We start from the raw sequence: 16,820 nt of genomic DNA on the forward strand, positions 1-16,820 counted from the left end.
CAGTCGACCCGGTTGCTGGTCACCCACTTGAGTGACTTCTTCGGATGGGCGTCGCCGAGTTGCGTAACCGATCCAGAAGGAGCGGATGTTCATCGGCTGGTTCGGAAGGCTTGCTGACTGGAGTCCGCGCGAAAAAGGTGACCGCCGGGCGCGCCGCCGCTGCTACGGTCGCGGCGATGTTCCAGTTCATCGTTCTCTTCAGCTGACGGTCCTGCGACCCGCCCCTCGCAGATCCAGCACCGGCCCGGGCGGGTCTCAACGCGCCGTTTTCGGCGCAGGACCCCGTCAGCCGCGCGCCTCGACTCGCGCTGTGCCCTGGAGAACGACGTGTCACCTGAACACCCTTCCTACTGGACCGCGCTGCGCCAGCCCCACGTGGTGCGCTCCTTCCTGCCGAGCATCCTTGGCCGGTCGTCGCTGGCGATGTCCGGTCTCGCGCTCGTGTTCCTCCTCGAATCCGGCAGCGGATCATTCGCCGCCGCCGGAGCCGTCACGGCCACGCTGGGAATCGCCAACGTCGTCGCGACACCCTGGCGAGCGCGCGCCGTCGACCGATTCGGCCAGGCAACCGTCTTGTCCACGCTGGGCGCGGTCCACACGATGGCGCTCGTGGTGTTCGCCATGGATCCGGGCGCGCCGTTGCCTTTCTTGCTGGGTCTTGGCACCGTCGCGGGGTTGTCGCTTCCGCCGTTCGGATCGACGATGCGCGTGGTGTGGTCGGCGGCGCTCGCCAGCGGACCGCTGCGCACTCGAGGACTGAGCCTGGACGCGGTCGCCGAAGAACTGATTTTCGCAGTCGGGCCGTTGACTTCCGCGATCCTCACCGCGCTCGCGGATCCGGCGCTGGCGCTTTACGTCTCGGCCGGCCTCGTCGCCACGGGCAGCGGTCTTTTCGTGCTCAGCCCGCTGTCCCGGCAACAGCGCGGACACGGCACCAAACGAACCGCGGAAGCGCCGAAACCGTTGCGGTCGCCCGGATTTCTGCCGGTGGTGGTCGCCATCATGGCTCCGGGAATCATCCTCGGCGCGGTCGAGATCGTGGCACCGGCTATCGGGGCGGCCGAGGGTTCCGCGGTTCTGCCCGGCGTCGTCCTGGCCCTGTTCGCAGGGGCGAGCGCGCTCGGCGGTTTGCTGTACGGCCGCCTCAATCCGCGGATGTCGGTCGAACGACAACTGCTCGTTCTCGGCGCAGCGCTGATCGGCGTCAGCGCGACCGCTGGGCTCATCGGGTCCACGCCAGTGCTGGTCGTCGGCATCGGTATAGCGGGCGGCTTCATCGCACCGCTGCTCATCGTCGGCTACCTCGCGGCTGATGCTCGCACTGATCCCACCGTGCGGACCGAAGCAAGCAGCTGGATCAACACCGCGGTCAACCTCGGTGCCGCTGCCGGCTCGGGTCTCCTCGGCGCGACGACGGAAACCACGGCACCCGGCACCGCCCTCGCGATCTGCACCGCGGCCGCAGCGGTCGTCTTGCTCGTCAGCGCGCCACGACGCCGTCGCGCAGTGCCGTGAACAGCTGATCGAGACGGACGCGGTGGTTCTTCGCCACCGCGCGGTCCGGCTCGCCCTCGATACGGCGGCGGACGGTTTCTACGAGCACCGTGCTGTAGCCAGCGATAAAGAAGGCCGCGAGCAAAAACCCGTCGCCGTCGAAGGCGGGGTCTTGGGCTAGCTCCTCGGCGAGGACGGACTGGAGTTCGGAACCAATGGCTCGCGCGCGGGCGATCAGCGCGGGGGAACCGGCGACCGTCCGGAAAAACGGTACGGAATTGGCGCTGATCCCGGACAGCGGCGCACGGTCGTCGCACAGGCGGAAGCACAGGCCCTGCAAGGAGGTCAGGATATCGGCGTCCGGCGCGCGGTCTCGGACTGCCGCGCGCAGCAGATCCACGGCGTCGGCCGCTCGGTCCAGGAAAAGGTCTTCCTTTCGCGCGAAGTGGTTGAAGACCGTCACGCTGGAAACCCCGGCCTCCCGCGCGATCTCGGCAACGGTCACGGCTTCGTACCCGCGCTCCACGAACAGCCGGTTCGCGACCGCCAGGATCCGGGCGCGCGTCTGCGGGCCCCCGCGTTCGCTGGTTCTGGGCATCCGGAACCACTTCCTTGTGTCACTAAATTTAGTTGATTAAGATGCTACCAGGCAGAGGGGAGCCCAGTCATGAGCGAGCGCGTGTTTCCCGCTCCGTCGACGGTCAGCGAGCAAGCACGGTCTTGGCTCGCCCTCGACGCCGGCGAGTTGACCTATCCGGCTGCCGACGACACGGATGGCTGGCTCGCGATGGCAGCTCGGGCGAATCAGTCGACAGCCCAGCGGTTTCCGGTCACTGGACTGCCGGTGCACGTCGAGGACTTCGAGGTCGACGGAGCCGCCGGGTACGCCGCGCGGCCGCATGGGGTCGATGACGACGCCGTCTTCCTGTGGATGCATCCCGGCGGCCTCCTGGTCGGCGGCGGGGACGCGTGCCGGGCGACAACGGCCAGGACCGCCTTGTCGACCGGCATGCTCGTGTGGGGCGTGGACTACCGACTGCCGCCGCTCTATCCGTATCCGGCGGCGCTGAATGATGCGATGTCCGTGTACCAGCACGCCTTGCGGGAGCGTGATCCGTCGCAGGTGTTCGTCGGCGGCGATTCCGCGGGAGGGAACATCGCGGCCGCGCTTTTGTTGTGCGCCAAGGACGCCGGGTTGCCGATGCCGGCCGCGCTGGTGCTCAACACGCCGCAAGTCGACCTGACCGAATCCGGCGACACCTTCCAGACGCTGGACGGCGTCGACAACATCCTCCGCAGTCTGGCTCCCACGAACGCCCTCTACGCAGCGGGTGCCGACCTGCGGGATCCGTACCTGTCCCCGATCTTCGGTGACGTTTCCGGCTTCCCGCGCACCTTCCTCCGGAGCGGTACCCGCGATCTGTTCCTGTCGAACACGGTCCGGATGCATCGGAAATTGCGCGCCGCCGGCGTGGCAGCCGAACTGCACGTGTTCGAGGCGATGCCGCACGGCGGGTTCGGCGGCGACAGCCCGGAGGACTTGGACGCGGCGGCGGAGCAGCGGCGGTTTCTCGCTCGGAGTTGAGAGAACTTGTTTGCCGCAAGACTTTCGAGATCCGATGCCGTCAAGTTATCGCCGGATAGCGAACCAGTCTTGGACGCCGGGCCCGCACGCAGGCAAAACTCGAGGCATGACCACCACTATCCATCGCCCTCTTCCCGGCTCCGATACCCGTCGAGCAGCAGCTTCGTAGTCAACTCGATGTGGTCCCGCAGGGCCTCGACCGTGCCCGCGACGTCTCGTTCGATCGCGCGTTCGCAGATCAGCCGGTGTTCCGCCGCGACGTCGCGGTGGTTGTCCTCGCTCGAGGCACGGGCCCAGCATCGGTAGACCTCGGCCGATTCGCGCAGCTGCGTCGCCACCGTGCGCAGGTGCTGGTTCGGGCAGCCCTCCAGCAGGACCTGGTGGAACCGGGCGTGCGCGGACAGCCAGCGCTCGTTGATCGAGTCTGACTCGTCGGCGAACGTGGTGCGGGCGAGATTGTGGTGCGCCGCGAGCAGGTCGGACTCCCATTCGATGGTGCCGTGCGCGAGGGATTCGCGGACCACGTGCGTTTCGACGACCACGCGCGCCTCGGTGAGGTCTTGCAGGGTGTCCGGGGAGACGTCGATGACCCGGAATCCTTGCTGTGGCGCGAAAGTCGCGAGCCCCTGGCCGACCAGCCGGGGCAGCGCTTCGCGCAGGACGCCGCTGCTGGCGTCGTAGTCCCCTTTGAGCGCTTCGACGCGCAGCCGCGTTCCGGGCGCGTGCCGGCCGTTGAGGATGTCGGCGCGAAGACGCAGGTAGACGTCCTCGACGCGGGTCGTGCTGCGAGCGCCAGTCATGTCGCAGATCGTACCTGGTTCCGCATATTCGCCATAATCTCGAGATTTAGTTGACTTATCGAGATTCAGCGGTGTTCACTGGCCGGGAAGCAGCGGAAGGACGCGGAGAATGCAAACGACGACACGGGCCGGCCGGATGTGCCTGGTGCTCAATGACAGGGCGATCGACGTCGAAGGGGCGAGCGGCGGGCGGTTCCCGGCCGATCCGCTCGCGGTTTTCGAGCGCTGGAGCGAGTTCGCGGAGTGGGGGCGGACGACGACCGACGGACCGGCCGCGCCCGAGGGTCTCGCGGGGAGCCCTTCGCCGAAGCCTCGGCAGATCTTCGCCATCGGGCTGAATTACCGCGAGCACGCGCAGGAAGCCGGGCTCGAGCTTCCGGAGTCGCCGGCCACTTTCACGAAGTTCGCCACGTCCCTCACCGGGCCGGACACGGAGCTGAAGCTGCCGAGCGAGTTCGTCGATTGGGAAGCGGAACTCGTGGTCGTGATCGGCCGCCGGGCGGAGAAAACCGCGGCCGAGGACGCCTGGCTGCACGTGGCGGGATTGACGGTGGGGCAGGACTTTTCCGAGCGAGTCGTCCAGGCGGCGGGACCGGTTCCGCAGTTCTCGCTCGGCAAGTCGTTCCCGGGGTTCGCCCCCACCGGGCCGGTGCTGGTGACCGCGGACGAGTTCGCCGACCCCGACGACCTCGCGATCGAGTGCCTGGTCAACGGCGAGAGCGTGCAGAAGGCGCGCACGTCGTCAATGGTCTTCTCGGTCGCCGAACTGATCGCGCGGCTCTCGGCGGTGTGCCCGCTCCTTCCCGGCGACCTGATCTTCACCGGCACGCCCTCGGGGGTCGGGCATTCGCGGTCCCCGCGGCGCTACCTGCGGCCGGGCGACGAGGTCGTCACCCAGATCGAGGGCATCGGACAGCTCCGGCAGACCTGCGTCGCCGGGTGAAGGGAGCGATTCCATGGCACTGCACAGATTGAAGTCGCTGACCGTCGGAGTGCCCGACGTCGCGGGCACCTCCGGCTACTACGCCGACTTCGGGCTCACGCAGCTCGCACCGGGCAGGTTCGCCACGGTCGAGGGCGGCGAGCAGTTCGTGCTCGCGCACTCGCGGGTCCGCCGCCTGCTGGGTTTGACCGTCGCGGTCGACGACGCCGACGACCTCGGCCGGATCGCCGCCAACCTCGACCGGCTCGGCGTTCCGGTGCGGCGCGAGGCCGACACGCTGCACGCCCGGGAGCCGATCGCGGACATCGCCGTCGAAGCGGTCGTCGCGCCGCGGCTGGTCCGCACACCGGTGCCGGCGACTCCGTACAACGGGCCTGGCCGGTTGGACCGCGCCAATACCCGCGCGCCCGTGTTGTCGCGGACCGAGCCGGTGCGGCCGCTCGCGCTGGGGCACGTCGTGATCGGGACGGTCGAGCAGGAATCGACCCAGCGGTTCTTCACCGACGGCATCGGGTTCAAGGTCAGCGACGTGGTTCCGGGCCGGGCGGCGTTCCTGCGGTGCTCCACCGATCACCACAACCTGCTGGTGCAGCAGGCTCCGCTCAATTTCCTGCACCACACGTCCTGGCAGGTGTCCGATGTGGACGAAGTCGGCCGCGGAGCGATGGGCATGCTCGCCGACCATCCGGAACGGCACGTCTGGGGTCTCGGCCGCCACCACATCGGGTCGAATTTCTTCTGGTATCTCAAGGATCCCGCCGGGAACTTCGCCGAGTACTACTCCGACATGGACGCCATCGTCGACGACCAGCTCTGGACGCCGCGGTCGTTCGAGGGCATGCGGTCGCTCTCCGAATGGGGCCCGCCGCCCCCGCCGTCGTTCATCAATCCGGAGGACCTGGCGGCGCACATGACCGGCGCGCACGCCGAAGGCAGCTGAGCGGAAAGGCCATCATCTTGCGTTACATCGCCATGGAAGAAGCGTTCGCGCTTCCCGAACTGCAGGCCGGATACCCAGTGCCCAAGACGGAAACCGCCGCGCGGTGGGTCGAGGACTGGGGGAAACGGTTGTGCGACTACACGACATACCGGCTGCCGGAAATGGACGCGAACGGCATCGACGTTCAGGTGCTTTCCCTGACCGCGCCCGGTATTCAAGGGCTGACCGATGCCGACCAGGCGATCAAGGATGCTCGGGTCGCCAATGACCATTTAGCCGAAGTGATCGCCGCGCATCCGGATCGGTTCCGCGGCCTGGCCGCGTTGCCGCTCCAGAGTCCGGAGGCGGCGGTGACGGAACTTCACCGCGCCGTCGGCGAACTCGGGCTCAGCGGGGCTCTCGTCAACGACCACACCAACGGCACCTACCTCGACGACCCGCGCTACGAACCGGTGTGGTCCGCGCTCGAAGAACTGGACGTGCCGCTTTACCTTCACCCGGGCGCTCCCCCAGCCGAACCCTGGAACGTACTCGACGGACGCCCCGAACTGCGCGGTCCATTGTGGAGCTGGGCGGCCGAGACGAGCGGACACGCGCTCCGGCTGGTTTTCGGCGGCGTCTTCGACCGGCATCCGGGGGCCACTCTCATCCTCGGCCACCTGGGCGAGTTCCTGCCGTTTCAGCTCGCGCGGCTCGATTCGCGCTACGACCGGCAGGAACTCCGGACTCTCGCGCGGAAACCGTCGGAATACTTCGGCGACAACATCCTGATCACCACCAGCGGGGTTTGTTCCCCGGCCGCGCTCGCCGGGGCGGTACTGGCCGTCGGAGCGGACGCGATCATGTTCGCCGTCGACTATCCCTTCGAAGACACTGCAGAGGCCGTCCAGTTCCTCGAGCAGGCACCGATCAGCAACCGAGACCGGGAGAAGATCAGCCACGGCAACGCCGAACGGGTGCTACACCTTTCCACGGACAAGGCGAGCACATGAAGATGCCGTGGCGAGCCATCGCGATCGGGCTGGCCGTCATGACGCTGGAGGGATACGACCTCGTCGCTTTCGGCGCGACGACGCCGCTGTTGCTCCGCCATCAGCCGTGGCAGCTTTCCCTTCCCGAGCTGGGCACGTTAGGCAGCCTCACGCCGGTGGGCATGCTTTTCGGCGCACTGCTGGTCGGGCCGCTCACCGATCGGCACGGGCGTCGCCGAACGACTTTGCTCAGCATCGCGATCGTCTCGCTGGGCATGTTCGCTTGTGCGTTCGCGCCCAATCCGGAATTGTTCGGTGCGAGCAGGCTCCTCGTCGGACTGGGCGTCGGCGCGGTCTACCCCGCGATGGGCCCGCTGATCTTCGAACTCGCGCCGCCGAAACGGAAGAACCTCAGTTCGGCAATCGTCCAATGTGGAGTTACTGTAGGCGGTTCGCTGGCCGCGGTCGTGGCCGCGGCGTTCCTGAGCGGAGACAACTTCCGGCCCGAGTACCTCGTCGGCGGCGCGGTCGGGTTGCTGCTGGTGCCGATGACGTACCGGTGGCTTCCCGAATCACCGGTCTACCGGCGAGAGCCGACCGGAGCACGCGGCCTGCGCGTCGTGTTGCGCCCGCCGTATACCGGAACGACCGCGCTGTTCTGCGCCATGGTGATCTGTTCGTTCTTGCTCATTTTCGGGATCAACACCTGGTTGCCGCAATTGATGCAGGCCGCGCGGTATCCGCTGGATTCCTCGCTGATGTTCCTGACCCTGGTCAACGTCGGCGCGACGGTCGGCGGTCTCGCGATCGCGGCGCTCGCCGACCGGGCGGGATCGCGTATCCCGATCATCGCGTGTTTTGTCGTCGCCGCAGGAGCTATGGCCGCCTTGAGCGTTCGGTCGCCATTGCCGGTGCTGTCGGCGATCGTGTTGATCGGCGGCGCGGGCGCGTTCGGCGTGCAGGGGCTGATCAACGTGTACGTCGCCCGCACTTATCCGGCGCACGCCAGGGCCAGCGCGATCGGCGTCGCGCTGGGAATCGGCCGGATCGGCGCGATCGCCGGGCCGGTGCTCGGCGGATGGGTCCTTGCCGCCGGGTTCGCTCCACAGTGGAATTTCCTGCTTTTCGCGGTCCCGGCGATCCTCGGCGCGACCTTCACCGTCGTCCTCGGAAGTTTCCGCCGCACCGCCGAAACCCCCGCGTCGCAACCGGTCGAAGAACCGGCTTGAACGAAGGAACAGTCATGGACACGTACGACATCGCCGTCGTGGGCTGCGGTCCGGTCGGCCTGACCCTCGCGCGGCTGCTCAGCGCTAAAGGACTACGGGTCGCCGCGATCGATCCGAACCGGATCGTCTGCCACCATCCGCGGGCGACTCATCTCGACGACGAATCGATGCGCACGCTGCAAACGCTGGGCGCGGCCGATCTGGAGGAGCGGTTCCTGCGGCAGACCGGATGGACGCTGCAACTGCCGGACGGCACGCCATTCCTCGAATTCGCCCACGCCAGGGAAGAATCCGGACAGGGCTGGCGCACGGATTACCAGTTCCACCAACCGGATTTCGAATCCCGGCTGCGCGGTCTGCTCGCAAACGACCCGAACGTCGACCTGTGGTTCGGCTGGTCCGTCACCGAAATCACCCAGGACGCCGACGCCGTCCGCCTCACCGTGACCGGCCGAGACCAGGTCAAGACGCTGACCGTGGCCTACGCCGTCGGCTCGGACGGGGCGAATTCGTTCGTCCGGCGGCTGATGGACGCCGAGGTCGAAGATCTCGAGGGAACTCAACGGTCGCTCATCGTCGACATCCATCCGTTCCAGCACCCGCCGGCGCTGCCCCAGGAATCCGGATTCATTCTGTGCCAGGGACAACGGCCGATCACCTACGTGCCGATCTTCCCCCCGATGCTGCGGTTCGAATTCATGCTCCTCGACGGAGACGACGCCGCCGCGCTCGAACGTCCGCAGGCGGTGTACGACGCGCTCAGCCGCTGGATCGAACCGGGCAGTTACCGCATCATGCGCGCCGACACTTACGAATGGCACGCGCGGCTCGTGCACGGCTGGCGTTCCGGCAGGCTGCTCCTCGCCGGCGACGCCGCGCACGAGATGCCGCCGATGCTCGGGCAGGGCATGTGTTCCGGACTCCGCGACGCGGCGAACCTCGCCTGGAAACTCGCCGCCGTCGTCCAGGGCGGCAGCCCCGACAACCTGCTCGACACCTACGAGAGCGAGCGCGCCCCGCACGTTCGCCCTTACATCGCCGAGTCCGCCCGGCAGGCCAACCTCATCGAGTCCTTCGGCGTCGGCGACACCCATCCGGAACTGACGGAGCCGCAGACTCTCGAACCGCTCCGTCCGCCGCTCGGCCCCGGCCTGAGCACCTCGGTCAGCCGACTCAGCCCGCAGCCGCGGGCCGCGGACGGCACGCGACTCGACGAGGTCACCGGATACAACTTCGTCGTCGTCGGCAAACAGGCCGTATCGGCGGAGATCGCGGAGCTGTGGCGGCACCTCGACGTCGCGGTCGTCGCTGATGGCGGCCCGGCGGTCGAAGAATGGTTGGCCGCGAATTCGGCCACCGCGGCCATAATCCGTCCGGACCGGTACGTGTTCGCCTTCGCGGCCGACACTGCGGAACTCGAGACGGCGACGAAGGAACTCGCGCGACGCATGGAGGTGCGCGCGTGAAGCCTTACGGCACCGGGATGATCTGGGGCGAAGGACCCCGCTGGCATCAGGGCGCGCTGTGGCTGTCGGACACCCAGGGCAGTCGACTGTGGACGGATCAGGGCGGGACCTGGAGCGCCACCAAGGTGGACTCACCGGCGAACGGACTGTGGTTCTTGCCCGACGACAGGCTGGTCGCGGCCATGATGCACGAGAAACGCATCGGCGTCTGGGCGGACGGGCAGTTCACCACTTACGCGGATCTCAGCGCCGTGGCGACTGGCCCGCTCGGCGATCTCGTCGGTGACGAGCAGGGCAATCTGTACGTCGATGACGTCGGGTTCGTCCCTGGTGAACCGCCGCGACCAGGCCGTTTGGTGCGGGTCGGCGTCGATGGCTCAGCCACTGTCGCTGCCGGGAACCTCGACTTCCCGAACGGTCTCGCCTTCCTCGACGGCGGGCGCACCCTGGTGGTCGCCGAGACCGCGGCGCAACGGCTGACGGCCTTCACCGTCGGCCCGGACGGCACGCTGACCGACCGGCGGCTTTACGCCGACCTCGCCCACTTGGTCGGCCCCGACGCTCGTCCGGACGGAATCTGGCCCGCCCCGGGCGGGATCTGGGTGGCGACCACGACTGGACACGCCGTCGTGCTGGTCCGGGACAACACGGTGCGCGAGACGATCACAACCGGCGCCACGTTCCCCATCGCCTGCTGCACCGATGGCGGAAACCGGCTGTTCGTCACCCTCGCCGACACCGGCGGTCGGCCGCTGTTCGAGGCCCTCGCCGCCAAGGACGTGCGGACCACGGTCGCGGAACGGGAACTCGAATGACCGCGCGGATTACCGATTTCGCCCGGTACGCGTCGGCCCGCACCGGACGCGACCTGACCGGCGGATACCGGACGTTGTGGGAGTGGTCGGTGCAGGATCTCGACGGGTTCTGGTCCGCGGTGTGGGACTACTTCGGACTGCCGGCGCGTCCGGAGGGACAACCGGCGCTGGCGACCGAGGCGATGCCGGGCAGCGTTTGGTTCCCGGGGAGCACGTTGAACTATGCAGCCGAGGTCTTCCGGGATCGCGACGAGGACGCCACTGCGGTGATCGCGGTGGCCGAGGACGCGGTGCCGGTCGAGCTGAGCTGGGGTGAGCTGCGCCGGCAAGTCGGCTCGGTCGCGGCGGCGCTGACTGAATGGGGAGTATCGCCGGGCGACCGGGTGGTGGGTTACCTGCCCAATTCGGCCGAGGCGATCGTGGCGTTCCTGGCGACCGCGAGCCTCGGGGCGATCTGGGCCGGATGCGGGTTGGACTACGTCGGATCGGCCGCGCTCGCGCGATTCGCGCAGCTCTCGCCGACCGTGTTGATCACCGCGACCCAATCCCGGCACGGTGGCCGCGTCGTCGAACGCAGCGCCGACGTGGCGGCCTTGCGCGCCGGGCTGTCCACTTTGGTCGCGACTGTGGTGCTCGATGACTCGGTGCCCGGCGCGATCCCCTGGTCGTCAATCGTCAATGGCGACGCTGTCTTGGCACCCGTGCCCGTTCCGTTCGAGCACCCGCTGTGGGTTCTCTTTTCCTCCGGGACCACCGGCCGTCCTAAAGGGATAGTGCACGGACACGGCGGCGTAGTCCTCGAGCAGCTGAAACATTCCGCGTTCCACCAGAACCTGCGCCCTGGCGACCGGATCCTCTGGTACACGACGCCGAGCTGGATGCTGTGGAACTCACTCGTCGGCGCTCTCCTCACCGGAGCGACCGCGGTCTGCTACGACGGCAGCCCGACGTTCGGCCGCCCGGACGCGTTGTGGCAGCTGGCCGCTCGCCTGCAGGTCACCACGCTCGGCACCAGTCCCGGTTACCTCGCGTCGTGCCGCAAGGCCGGGGTCCGGCTCGGTGACCATGACCTGCGCGCGCTGGTACGACTCGGCGTCACTGGCTCGACGTTCCCGGCTGACCTGCACCGCTGGGTCGAGGGTGAACTCGGGCCGCGAGTGCAGGTGGCTTCCAGCAGCGGCGGGACGGACGTCGTCACCGCCTTCGCGAGCGCGGCGCCCACCACGCCGGTGTGGGCGGGCGAGTTGTCCGCCCCTTGCCTCGGTGTCGCGCTCGATTCGCTGGGACACAACGGGGAATCCCTGCGCGACGCGGTCGGTGAGCTGGTCGTGCGGCGGCCGATGCCGTCCATGCCGGTGCGGTTCTGGAACGACCCCGACGGCAGCCGGTACCGAGCCGCGTACTTCGACACGTTTCCGGGGCTGTGGCGGCACGGCGATTGGACGACCATCACCGACCGCGGTTCGGTGATCATCCACGGACGTTCGGACGCGACGCTGAATCGGCACGGCGTGCGCATGGGCAGCAGCGATATTTACGGACCGGTCGAGGAACTTCCGGAGGTCGCGGAGGCGCTGGTAGTCGGCGTTGAGCTGGACGATGGCGGGTACTGGATGCCGTTGTTCGTCACGCTGACCGACGGGGCCCTTCTCGATGAAGCGCTGCGACACCGGATCCTCGCGGCCATCCGCCGAGGTGCTTCCGCACGGCATGTTCCCGACGAGATCCTTGCTGCGCCGGGGATTCCGCATACCCGCACAGGAAAGAAGCTCGAGGTTCCGGTGAAGCGGTTGTTGCGCGGAGAAAAGCCGGACAGCGTGGTTGATCCTGGGAGCGTTGATCGGCCGGATCTTCTTGACTGGTATCGGAAGGCCGGCATGACTAGGCGGGAGGGCTGAACGGGACCGGGGTGTGCTGCTCCCAGATCTTCCGTGAAGTTTCTTCCGGATAGGGAACGGTCTTCGACTCGACGTCCAGCACGCGGGTCAGCCGTTGGCTGGGACGGTAGGCGGCCCACCCCGGATCGCCAGTGGCTGCGAAGCTGACCCAAGCACTCCGAAGCTCCTCGGACGCCTGAAGCGTGGTGGCACCAGGCATCTCGCCGAAGACCTGGCGGCCGACCGGACTGTCCAGAGTTCCGAAGGCGAGACACACGTCGAGGCTGTGACACGCACCCAGAACGGGCGCGGACAGACACAGCTCGAACAGGTACGACCGGCCGCCAGCCAGAGCGTTGACCTCGGCCAACTGCTGGCTCGGCATCCGGAAGAGCGCGTCCGAGTAGACGGTCTCCATCAACTCCTCCGGGCTGGCGTCCGGGTAGCCGTCGCGGTAGCCGTCTGGCGACGGGGCAAAGAGGTCGAGCGCCCGTTGCGCGTCGTCGGCAGTGAACGTGCCGACTCGACCGGCCATGACGGAGAACAGCCGGAACTCGTCACGGGTGTGGCCGACGAAGAGGTCGACGCCGTTCGAGAGAGCCGACCATGGCGTCTGCGGCAGGGAATTCTCGTCCAGCACAGGACAAACTCCGGCCCCGATTTGCGCCATCGGCCCCCAGCGGTCGCGTTGGCCGGACAGGCTGGCGTTGAACGCGGTGAGCCTCTCGGCCAGCTGCCACGGGTCGACGTTGCGGAGGTCTTCCCCGTTCGCCAGCGCCGCGGTGACCTGCTTGGCGAGCGAAGGGAGGACGAAGGCACCGGGTACGGAATGGGCGATGGCGCGTTGGAACAAGCCTTGCGCCGTCACGAGCAAGGACGCGACCGATCCCGCTCCCGCGGACTGACCGGCGACGCACACTCGCGCGGGGTCGCCGCCGAAGCGGGAAATGTTGCGCTGCACCCATTCCAGAGCGGCGATCTGGTCGAGGAACCCACGGTTGGCCGGTGCACCGTCGATGAGTGCGAACCCTTCGACGCCGACCCGGTAGTTCACGCTCACCACGACCAGCCCGGCCGCGCACAGCAGCGTCGGGTCGTAGCTCGGGTCGCTGTTTACCGAGATGACGTATCCGCCGCCTGGCAACCAGACCAGCACGGGCAGTCCTGCCGCACCCGGGTCGGGCGTTGCGACGTTGAGGGTGAGCCAGTCCGTTTCGTGCGCCGACTCCACCTGGACCGGCCCGGATTGCGGAGGCAGTGGACCAAACTCGGTCGCCTGTCGCGTGCCCTCCCAGGGCGAGACCGGGACCGGCGCGGCGAACCGGAGATCGCCCACCGGCGGCTGGGCGTACGGGATCCCACGGAACTCCGCCATCCCCGCTCGCCAGCGGCCCGCCACGGCCCCCTCGACCGTCCGGACCACTGGCTGCGTCTTGTCGTCCATTCTCGTTCCCCCTCCGGTTTCAAGTCAAGTGTATTATGTCACTTGTATTGGAACGAGGGAAAGGGCTGCCGTGCCGAAGAAGGTCGACCACCGCGAGCGCCGGGAAGCGATCGCGCGCGCGTTGTGGCGGGTGGTGGCGCAGCAAGGCTGGAACCGCGCGACCATGCGCGAGGTCGCCCGGGAGGCGGACGCGTCGCTCGGGCAGGTTCAGCACTACTTCTCGACCCGGACGGCGATGCTCACGTTCGCGATGGAGTTCGCCGCGGAGCAGACGTCGCACCGGGTCGCCGAGGGGCTCGTGGACGTCACGCACCCCCGCGAGGTGCTGCGGGTGACACTCACCGAGATGCTGCCGCTGCACCCCGACGCCCGCGCGACCAGCCGGATGAGCGCCGCGTACGTCCTCGAAGCCCTGCACGACCCTGAGTTGCACGCGAAGCTGCGCGACGACTTGCGCGAGAAACGAGCACTCGTCGAACAGATGATCCGGCAAGCCATCGCGGACGGGCACATCGCCGAGGATCGGGACCCGGCCGTCGAGACGAATCTTGTCCTCGCGTTGACTGGATTGACGCCGCTGCTTGAGCTGGACGTGATCGATCCTCGCGCCGCGCGCGTGGCGATCGATCGGTATCTGGATCAGCTTTTCGTTTAACCCGCGCCGGTCAAGCAGTGCTGCACGAGCGGGCCACGCCGCAGAGAGACTCGAACGCGGCCGGCTACGGCCGAATTGTTTGCAGCGCTTCCCCGTTCTCGGCGATGAACCAGAACGACCATCCGTTGCGGTTGTTGTGCACATTGGGGTTGAGTGCTTGGACAACCCCCATCGCCGCACCGCTCGGGCTCTTGTACGAGCACCCAGCGAGCACGCCGCTCGTAATGTCGACTCGCTTAGTAGCTTTGTGGTAGAGCGCCTCGATGCGCTCGCCTCCGTAGTCGGCGTAGATGGACACGCCGTCATCAGCAGGTTCCTGCCCAGCGGCGGCGGGCGTTCCGACCTCACGGACGAAATGGTCGAGCAGACGTCGCACCGCCTCACCGCCTGAGACCTGCCACGCACGTGCGAGCAGCATGACTCGGTCGTAGTCGCTGTCCACAAGATCCAGTTTTTTCAATTCTCAGTCCTCTCTGATTGCTGAGAAGATAGTAGTGTGCTCTACTGGGTTGCGCAAGCGGCGACAGTCCGAAGCCGCTGTCCGATGAGTGAAGGGCTCCTACCCCATGACCAAGCCTCGTGCGATGTCGTCCCGCCAGCGGACTCTGCTTGTCCTGGTCGCAGTGCTCACTGGAGTGATCGCCTGCCTGGTGGCCGGAATCGTGGCGGCCGCAGTGGGCACCCGAACGGAAGTCGTGCTGACCGCTGGGGCAGGCGCTTTTGTGGTGACCGTCAAGCTCGTGCTCCACATCCTGAAGGAGCTCCGGCAGCTGTGAGCAATCATTGATTCGCACCGCGAAGAGAATGGACCTCACAGCAGAGAAGCGGCCGCTCTTGTCCAACTGAAAGGAAGGGCTTGTCGCGAGCCAGAGGGCATGCCGATCACCATGTTTTGTGCCCCCGGCAGGATTCGAACCTACGACACCGGCTGTCGCAGAATCACGCCCATGTTAGCTCCATTTGTGTTTTGTCGTAACGGAATCTGTCCCGCAGAGTCTCAGTCGGACATCGTTGTATCGAGTTGAATTCTGATGGTTTACTGACACTAATGGCCCCTCGACTCGCCGATCTTCGGCTCGGCGTCGAGCAACGTCTCCAGCAGAGCCGCGGCCCGCTCGTTCGTCACCTGCATGCGCCAGTAGCGCTTCTCGACCATCTCCTTGGTGTTGCCCAGCTGGCTGGCCGCCTCCTCGACCCGGCCGCCCTGATCGGCCATGTGCGTACCGACGGTGGATGCGCCCGGCGAACTCGGCCAGCAAACCCGAGTGGGTCTCCTGCGCGTAGGCGCGCGCGGGCCAGTCGTGGCAGGTCGACGGCCTCGACTTCCAGCCCGCGTGGTTGATGAGCGGCAACGCCGCCGGTGACGCAGACGCGCTCAACGCGGAGTCACCGCGCTGCCGGCTTGGAATACGGCTGGCTCAAGAGGGCCGATGGCGCGCGTCTGCAGCAAGAAAGCCGACGGCCGGGTTTGAACTGCGGACGCGCACGCCGCGTTGTTCCGCCGTCTCGGCATCCCGTTCGGCGGCTACGTCTACGCCCAGCCCAGCGACGGTGCCGCCGAAGCCCGCGTGCTGTGGGCGGAGTGCAAGCGGCTCGGCTGGACCGGGGTCGCGCCCGGCTGCGACATCGAGAGCGACCCGAAGATTCACATCTGGTCGAACGCTGCGGACAAGGACGACGGCCGCGCGTACTGCTCGCAGATGCGCCAGCTCGGCGTCCGGCCGGCGGTCTACATGAACGCGTCGCTGGAGCCGGCGACCCGGCCGGATCTCTGGCCGGAAGTCCCGGTCGTCTGGGTCGCCCGATACGGGCTCAAACCGGAGACCCCAAGGAACGGCGTGCAATACACCGGCCACTAAGACATCCATCAGTACCGCGACGACGGCGCACTCCCCGGCTCGGCCGGAGCCGTCGGCTGGAACCAGTCCTACGCCAACGCTCAACTCATCAGCACGGAGGCTCCCGACATGGACGCTACCCGAACCCGGCAGCTGGCCGAGCTACATTCCTGGCTTAGCCCGCTTTCGCTTGAGATCGGGCCGAACAACGCGGACGGCATCGCCCCGCGCTCAAACGCCAAGCCGCTCAACGACATGCTCGCCAACGTGTACGGATGCTCTTCTTCGCGTCGAACTACATCGCGGCGCCGGACGGCAACCCGATGCCGTCGATCCTGCCCATGGTCGCCAAAGGCCGTCGGCGCGGGCCTCGACGATTTCCGCGCGCAGCTGCGCGCCGACGTCGTGGCAGTGCTCGGCGAGGACAACGCCGAGCAGGCCGACGAGATCGTGGACAAGCCCGCCGCTCGGCTCGGCACGAAACCGGCGGTCGCGCAGTGACCGCCCCGGATCAGCCGAGCCGCGCCGGCACCGAGCCCGCGAGCATCGCCGAGGCCGTGCGCCTGGTCCTCGTCGCCGTCGTCGCCATCGGGTGGTGGGTCATCCCGGACCAGACCATCAACGTGATCGTGTCCGCGGTCGGCACGATCCTGTCCGTCGTGAGCAGCGTGCTCGTCCGCCGCCCTGTCGTGCCGGTCGCCAAGCTCGACCAGGACTAACCGGGCATGGAACCGCCTCGCCGCGCAACCGAGGGGGAAGCGCG

19 protein-coding genes are annotated in these 16,820 nt (G+C 67.6%); 14 read left to right on the forward strand and 5 right to left on the reverse strand.

Annotation, left to right across the window (positions count from 1 at the left end; genetic code table 11):
* The first annotated feature begins 327 nt into the window (after positions 1–327).
* Positions 328–1,515, forward strand: coding sequence for an MFS transporter (locus tag WA670_RS35605; protein ID WP_336160631.1), 1,188 nt, complete (start codon positions 328–330; stop codon positions 1,513–1,515).
* On the opposite strand, the gene WA670_RS35610 is transcribed toward WA670_RS35605, so the two are convergent.
* Positions 1,481–2,092: a TetR/AcrR family transcriptional regulator gene (locus WA670_RS35610; RefSeq protein ID WP_336160633.1), complete on the reverse strand. Its 612-nt coding sequence runs from the start codon at positions 2,090–2,092 to the stop codon at positions 1,481–1,483. The genes WA670_RS35605 and WA670_RS35610 overlap by 35 nt on opposite strands.
* 69 nt (positions 2,093–2,161) lie before the next feature.
* On the opposite strand from WA670_RS35610, the gene WA670_RS35615 reads away from it, so the two are divergent.
* A complete protein-coding gene (locus tag WA670_RS35615) occupies positions 2,162–3,079 on the forward strand; it encodes an alpha/beta hydrolase (RefSeq protein ID WP_336160635.1) in 918 nt (305 codons plus the stop codon).
* A gap of 116 nt (positions 3,080–3,195) precedes the next feature.
* On the opposite strand, the gene WA670_RS35620 is transcribed toward WA670_RS35615, so the two are convergent.
* A complete protein-coding gene (locus WA670_RS35620; RefSeq protein ID WP_336160636.1) occupies positions 3,196–3,879 on the reverse strand; it encodes a GntR family transcriptional regulator in 684 nt (227 codons plus the stop codon).
* Between the two features lie 109 nt (positions 3,880–3,988).
* Here WA670_RS35620 and WA670_RS35625 point away from each other — a divergent pair, with 109 nt between their 5' ends.
* From WA670_RS35625 to WA670_RS35655, 7 genes are read left to right on the forward strand one after another with little or no spacing between them, the layout of a single operon-like run.
* Positions 3,989–4,822, forward strand: coding sequence for a fumarylacetoacetate hydrolase family protein (locus tag WA670_RS35625; RefSeq protein ID WP_134729278.1), 834 nt, complete (start codon positions 3,989–3,991; stop codon positions 4,820–4,822).
* 13 nt (positions 4,823–4,835) lie between these two features.
* Positions 4,836–5,762, forward strand: a complete 927-nt coding sequence (locus WA670_RS35630) for a VOC family protein (RefSeq protein ID WP_336160639.1) — start codon at positions 4,836–4,838, stop codon at positions 5,760–5,762.
* A gap of 17 nt (positions 5,763–5,779) precedes the next feature.
* Positions 5,780–6,754 (forward strand): amidohydrolase family protein, encoded by a 975-nt coding sequence (locus WA670_RS35635; RefSeq protein ID WP_336160641.1) that lies wholly within the window; start codon positions 5,780–5,782, stop codon positions 6,752–6,754.
* Positions 6,751–7,962, forward strand: a complete 1,212-nt coding sequence (locus tag WA670_RS35640; protein ID WP_336160643.1) for an MFS transporter — start codon at positions 6,751–6,753, stop codon at positions 7,960–7,962. Before WA670_RS35635 ends, WA670_RS35640 begins: the two co-directional genes overlap by 4 nt.
* 14 nt (positions 7,963–7,976) lie before the next feature.
* Positions 7,977–9,428, forward strand: a complete 1,452-nt coding sequence (locus WA670_RS35645) for a bifunctional 3-(3-hydroxy-phenyl)propionate/3-hydroxycinnamic acid hydroxylase (RefSeq protein WP_336160645.1) — start codon at positions 7,977–7,979, stop codon at positions 9,426–9,428.
* Positions 9,425–10,243: an SMP-30/gluconolactonase/LRE family protein gene (locus WA670_RS35650; RefSeq protein WP_336160646.1), complete on the forward strand. Its 819-nt coding sequence runs from the start codon at positions 9,425–9,427 to the stop codon at positions 10,241–10,243. The genes WA670_RS35645 and WA670_RS35650 overlap by 4 nt, the downstream gene beginning before the upstream one ends.
* Positions 10,240–12,141 carry an acetoacetate--CoA ligase gene (locus WA670_RS35655; RefSeq protein ID WP_336160649.1) on the forward strand — a complete coding sequence of 634 codons (1,902 nt, stop codon included), beginning with the start codon at positions 10,240–10,242 and terminating at the stop codon, positions 12,139–12,141. The genes WA670_RS35650 and WA670_RS35655 overlap by 4 nt, the downstream gene beginning before the upstream one ends.
* Here the strand turns inward: WA670_RS35655 and WA670_RS35660 are convergent.
* Entirely contained in the window at positions 12,125–13,564 is a 1,440-nt protein-coding gene (locus tag WA670_RS35660; protein ID WP_336160651.1) for a carboxylesterase/lipase family protein, read from the reverse strand. The genes WA670_RS35655 and WA670_RS35660 overlap by 17 nt on opposite strands.
* Before the next feature lie 70 nt (positions 13,565–13,634).
* On the opposite strand from WA670_RS35660, the gene WA670_RS35665 reads away from it, so the two are divergent.
* Positions 13,635–14,219: a TetR/AcrR family transcriptional regulator gene (locus tag WA670_RS35665; RefSeq protein ID WP_037811096.1), complete on the forward strand. Its 585-nt coding sequence runs from the start codon at positions 13,635–13,637 to the stop codon at positions 14,217–14,219.
* Between the two features lie 64 nt (positions 14,220–14,283).
* Here WA670_RS35665 and WA670_RS35670 read toward each other — a convergent pair whose 3' ends face one another.
* The gene (locus WA670_RS35670; protein ID WP_051171969.1) at positions 14,284–14,679 is read right to left on the reverse strand and encodes a hypothetical protein; all 396 of its coding nucleotides are present in this window, start codon (positions 14,677–14,679) and stop codon (positions 14,284–14,286) included.
* Positions 14,680–14,785: 106 nt separating this feature from the next.
* Between WA670_RS35670 and WA670_RS35675 the strand changes: the two genes are divergently transcribed.
* Entirely contained in the window at positions 14,786–14,995 is a 210-nt protein-coding gene (locus WA670_RS35675) for a hypothetical protein (RefSeq protein ID WP_158714459.1), read from the forward strand.
* Positions 14,996–15,264: 269 nt separating this feature from the next.
* Here the strand turns inward: WA670_RS35675 and WA670_RS35680 are convergent, their stop codons facing one another.
* Positions 15,265–15,435, reverse strand: coding sequence for a hypothetical protein (locus WA670_RS35680; protein ID WP_158691397.1), 171 nt, complete (start codon positions 15,433–15,435; stop codon positions 15,265–15,267).
* A gap of 277 nt (positions 15,436–15,712) precedes the next feature.
* Between WA670_RS35680 and WA670_RS35685 the strand changes: the two genes are divergently transcribed.
* The 3 genes from WA670_RS35685 (at position 15,713) to WA670_RS35695 (ending at position 16,776) form a co-directional block, all read left to right on the forward strand.
* A complete protein-coding gene (locus WA670_RS35685) occupies positions 15,713–16,078 on the forward strand; it encodes a hypothetical protein (RefSeq protein ID WP_051728826.1) in 366 nt (121 codons plus the stop codon).
* Positions 16,079–16,186: 108 nt separating this feature from the next.
* Positions 16,187–16,558: a hypothetical protein gene (locus WA670_RS35690; RefSeq protein WP_134729296.1), complete on the forward strand. Its 372-nt coding sequence runs from the start codon at positions 16,187–16,189 to the stop codon at positions 16,556–16,558.
* The gene (locus WA670_RS35695; protein WP_037811091.1) at positions 16,555–16,776 is read left to right on the forward strand and encodes a hypothetical protein; all 222 of its coding nucleotides are present in this window, start codon (positions 16,555–16,557) and stop codon (positions 16,774–16,776) included. The genes WA670_RS35690 and WA670_RS35695 overlap by 4 nt, the downstream gene beginning before the upstream one ends.
* Positions 16,777–16,820: the final 44 nt, after the last annotated feature.

It is taken from the genome of Amycolatopsis sp. VC5-11 (assembly GCF_037034185.1).
Lineage (GTDB): Bacteria > Actinomycetota > Actinomycetes > Mycobacteriales > Pseudonocardiaceae > Amycolatopsis > Amycolatopsis nivea.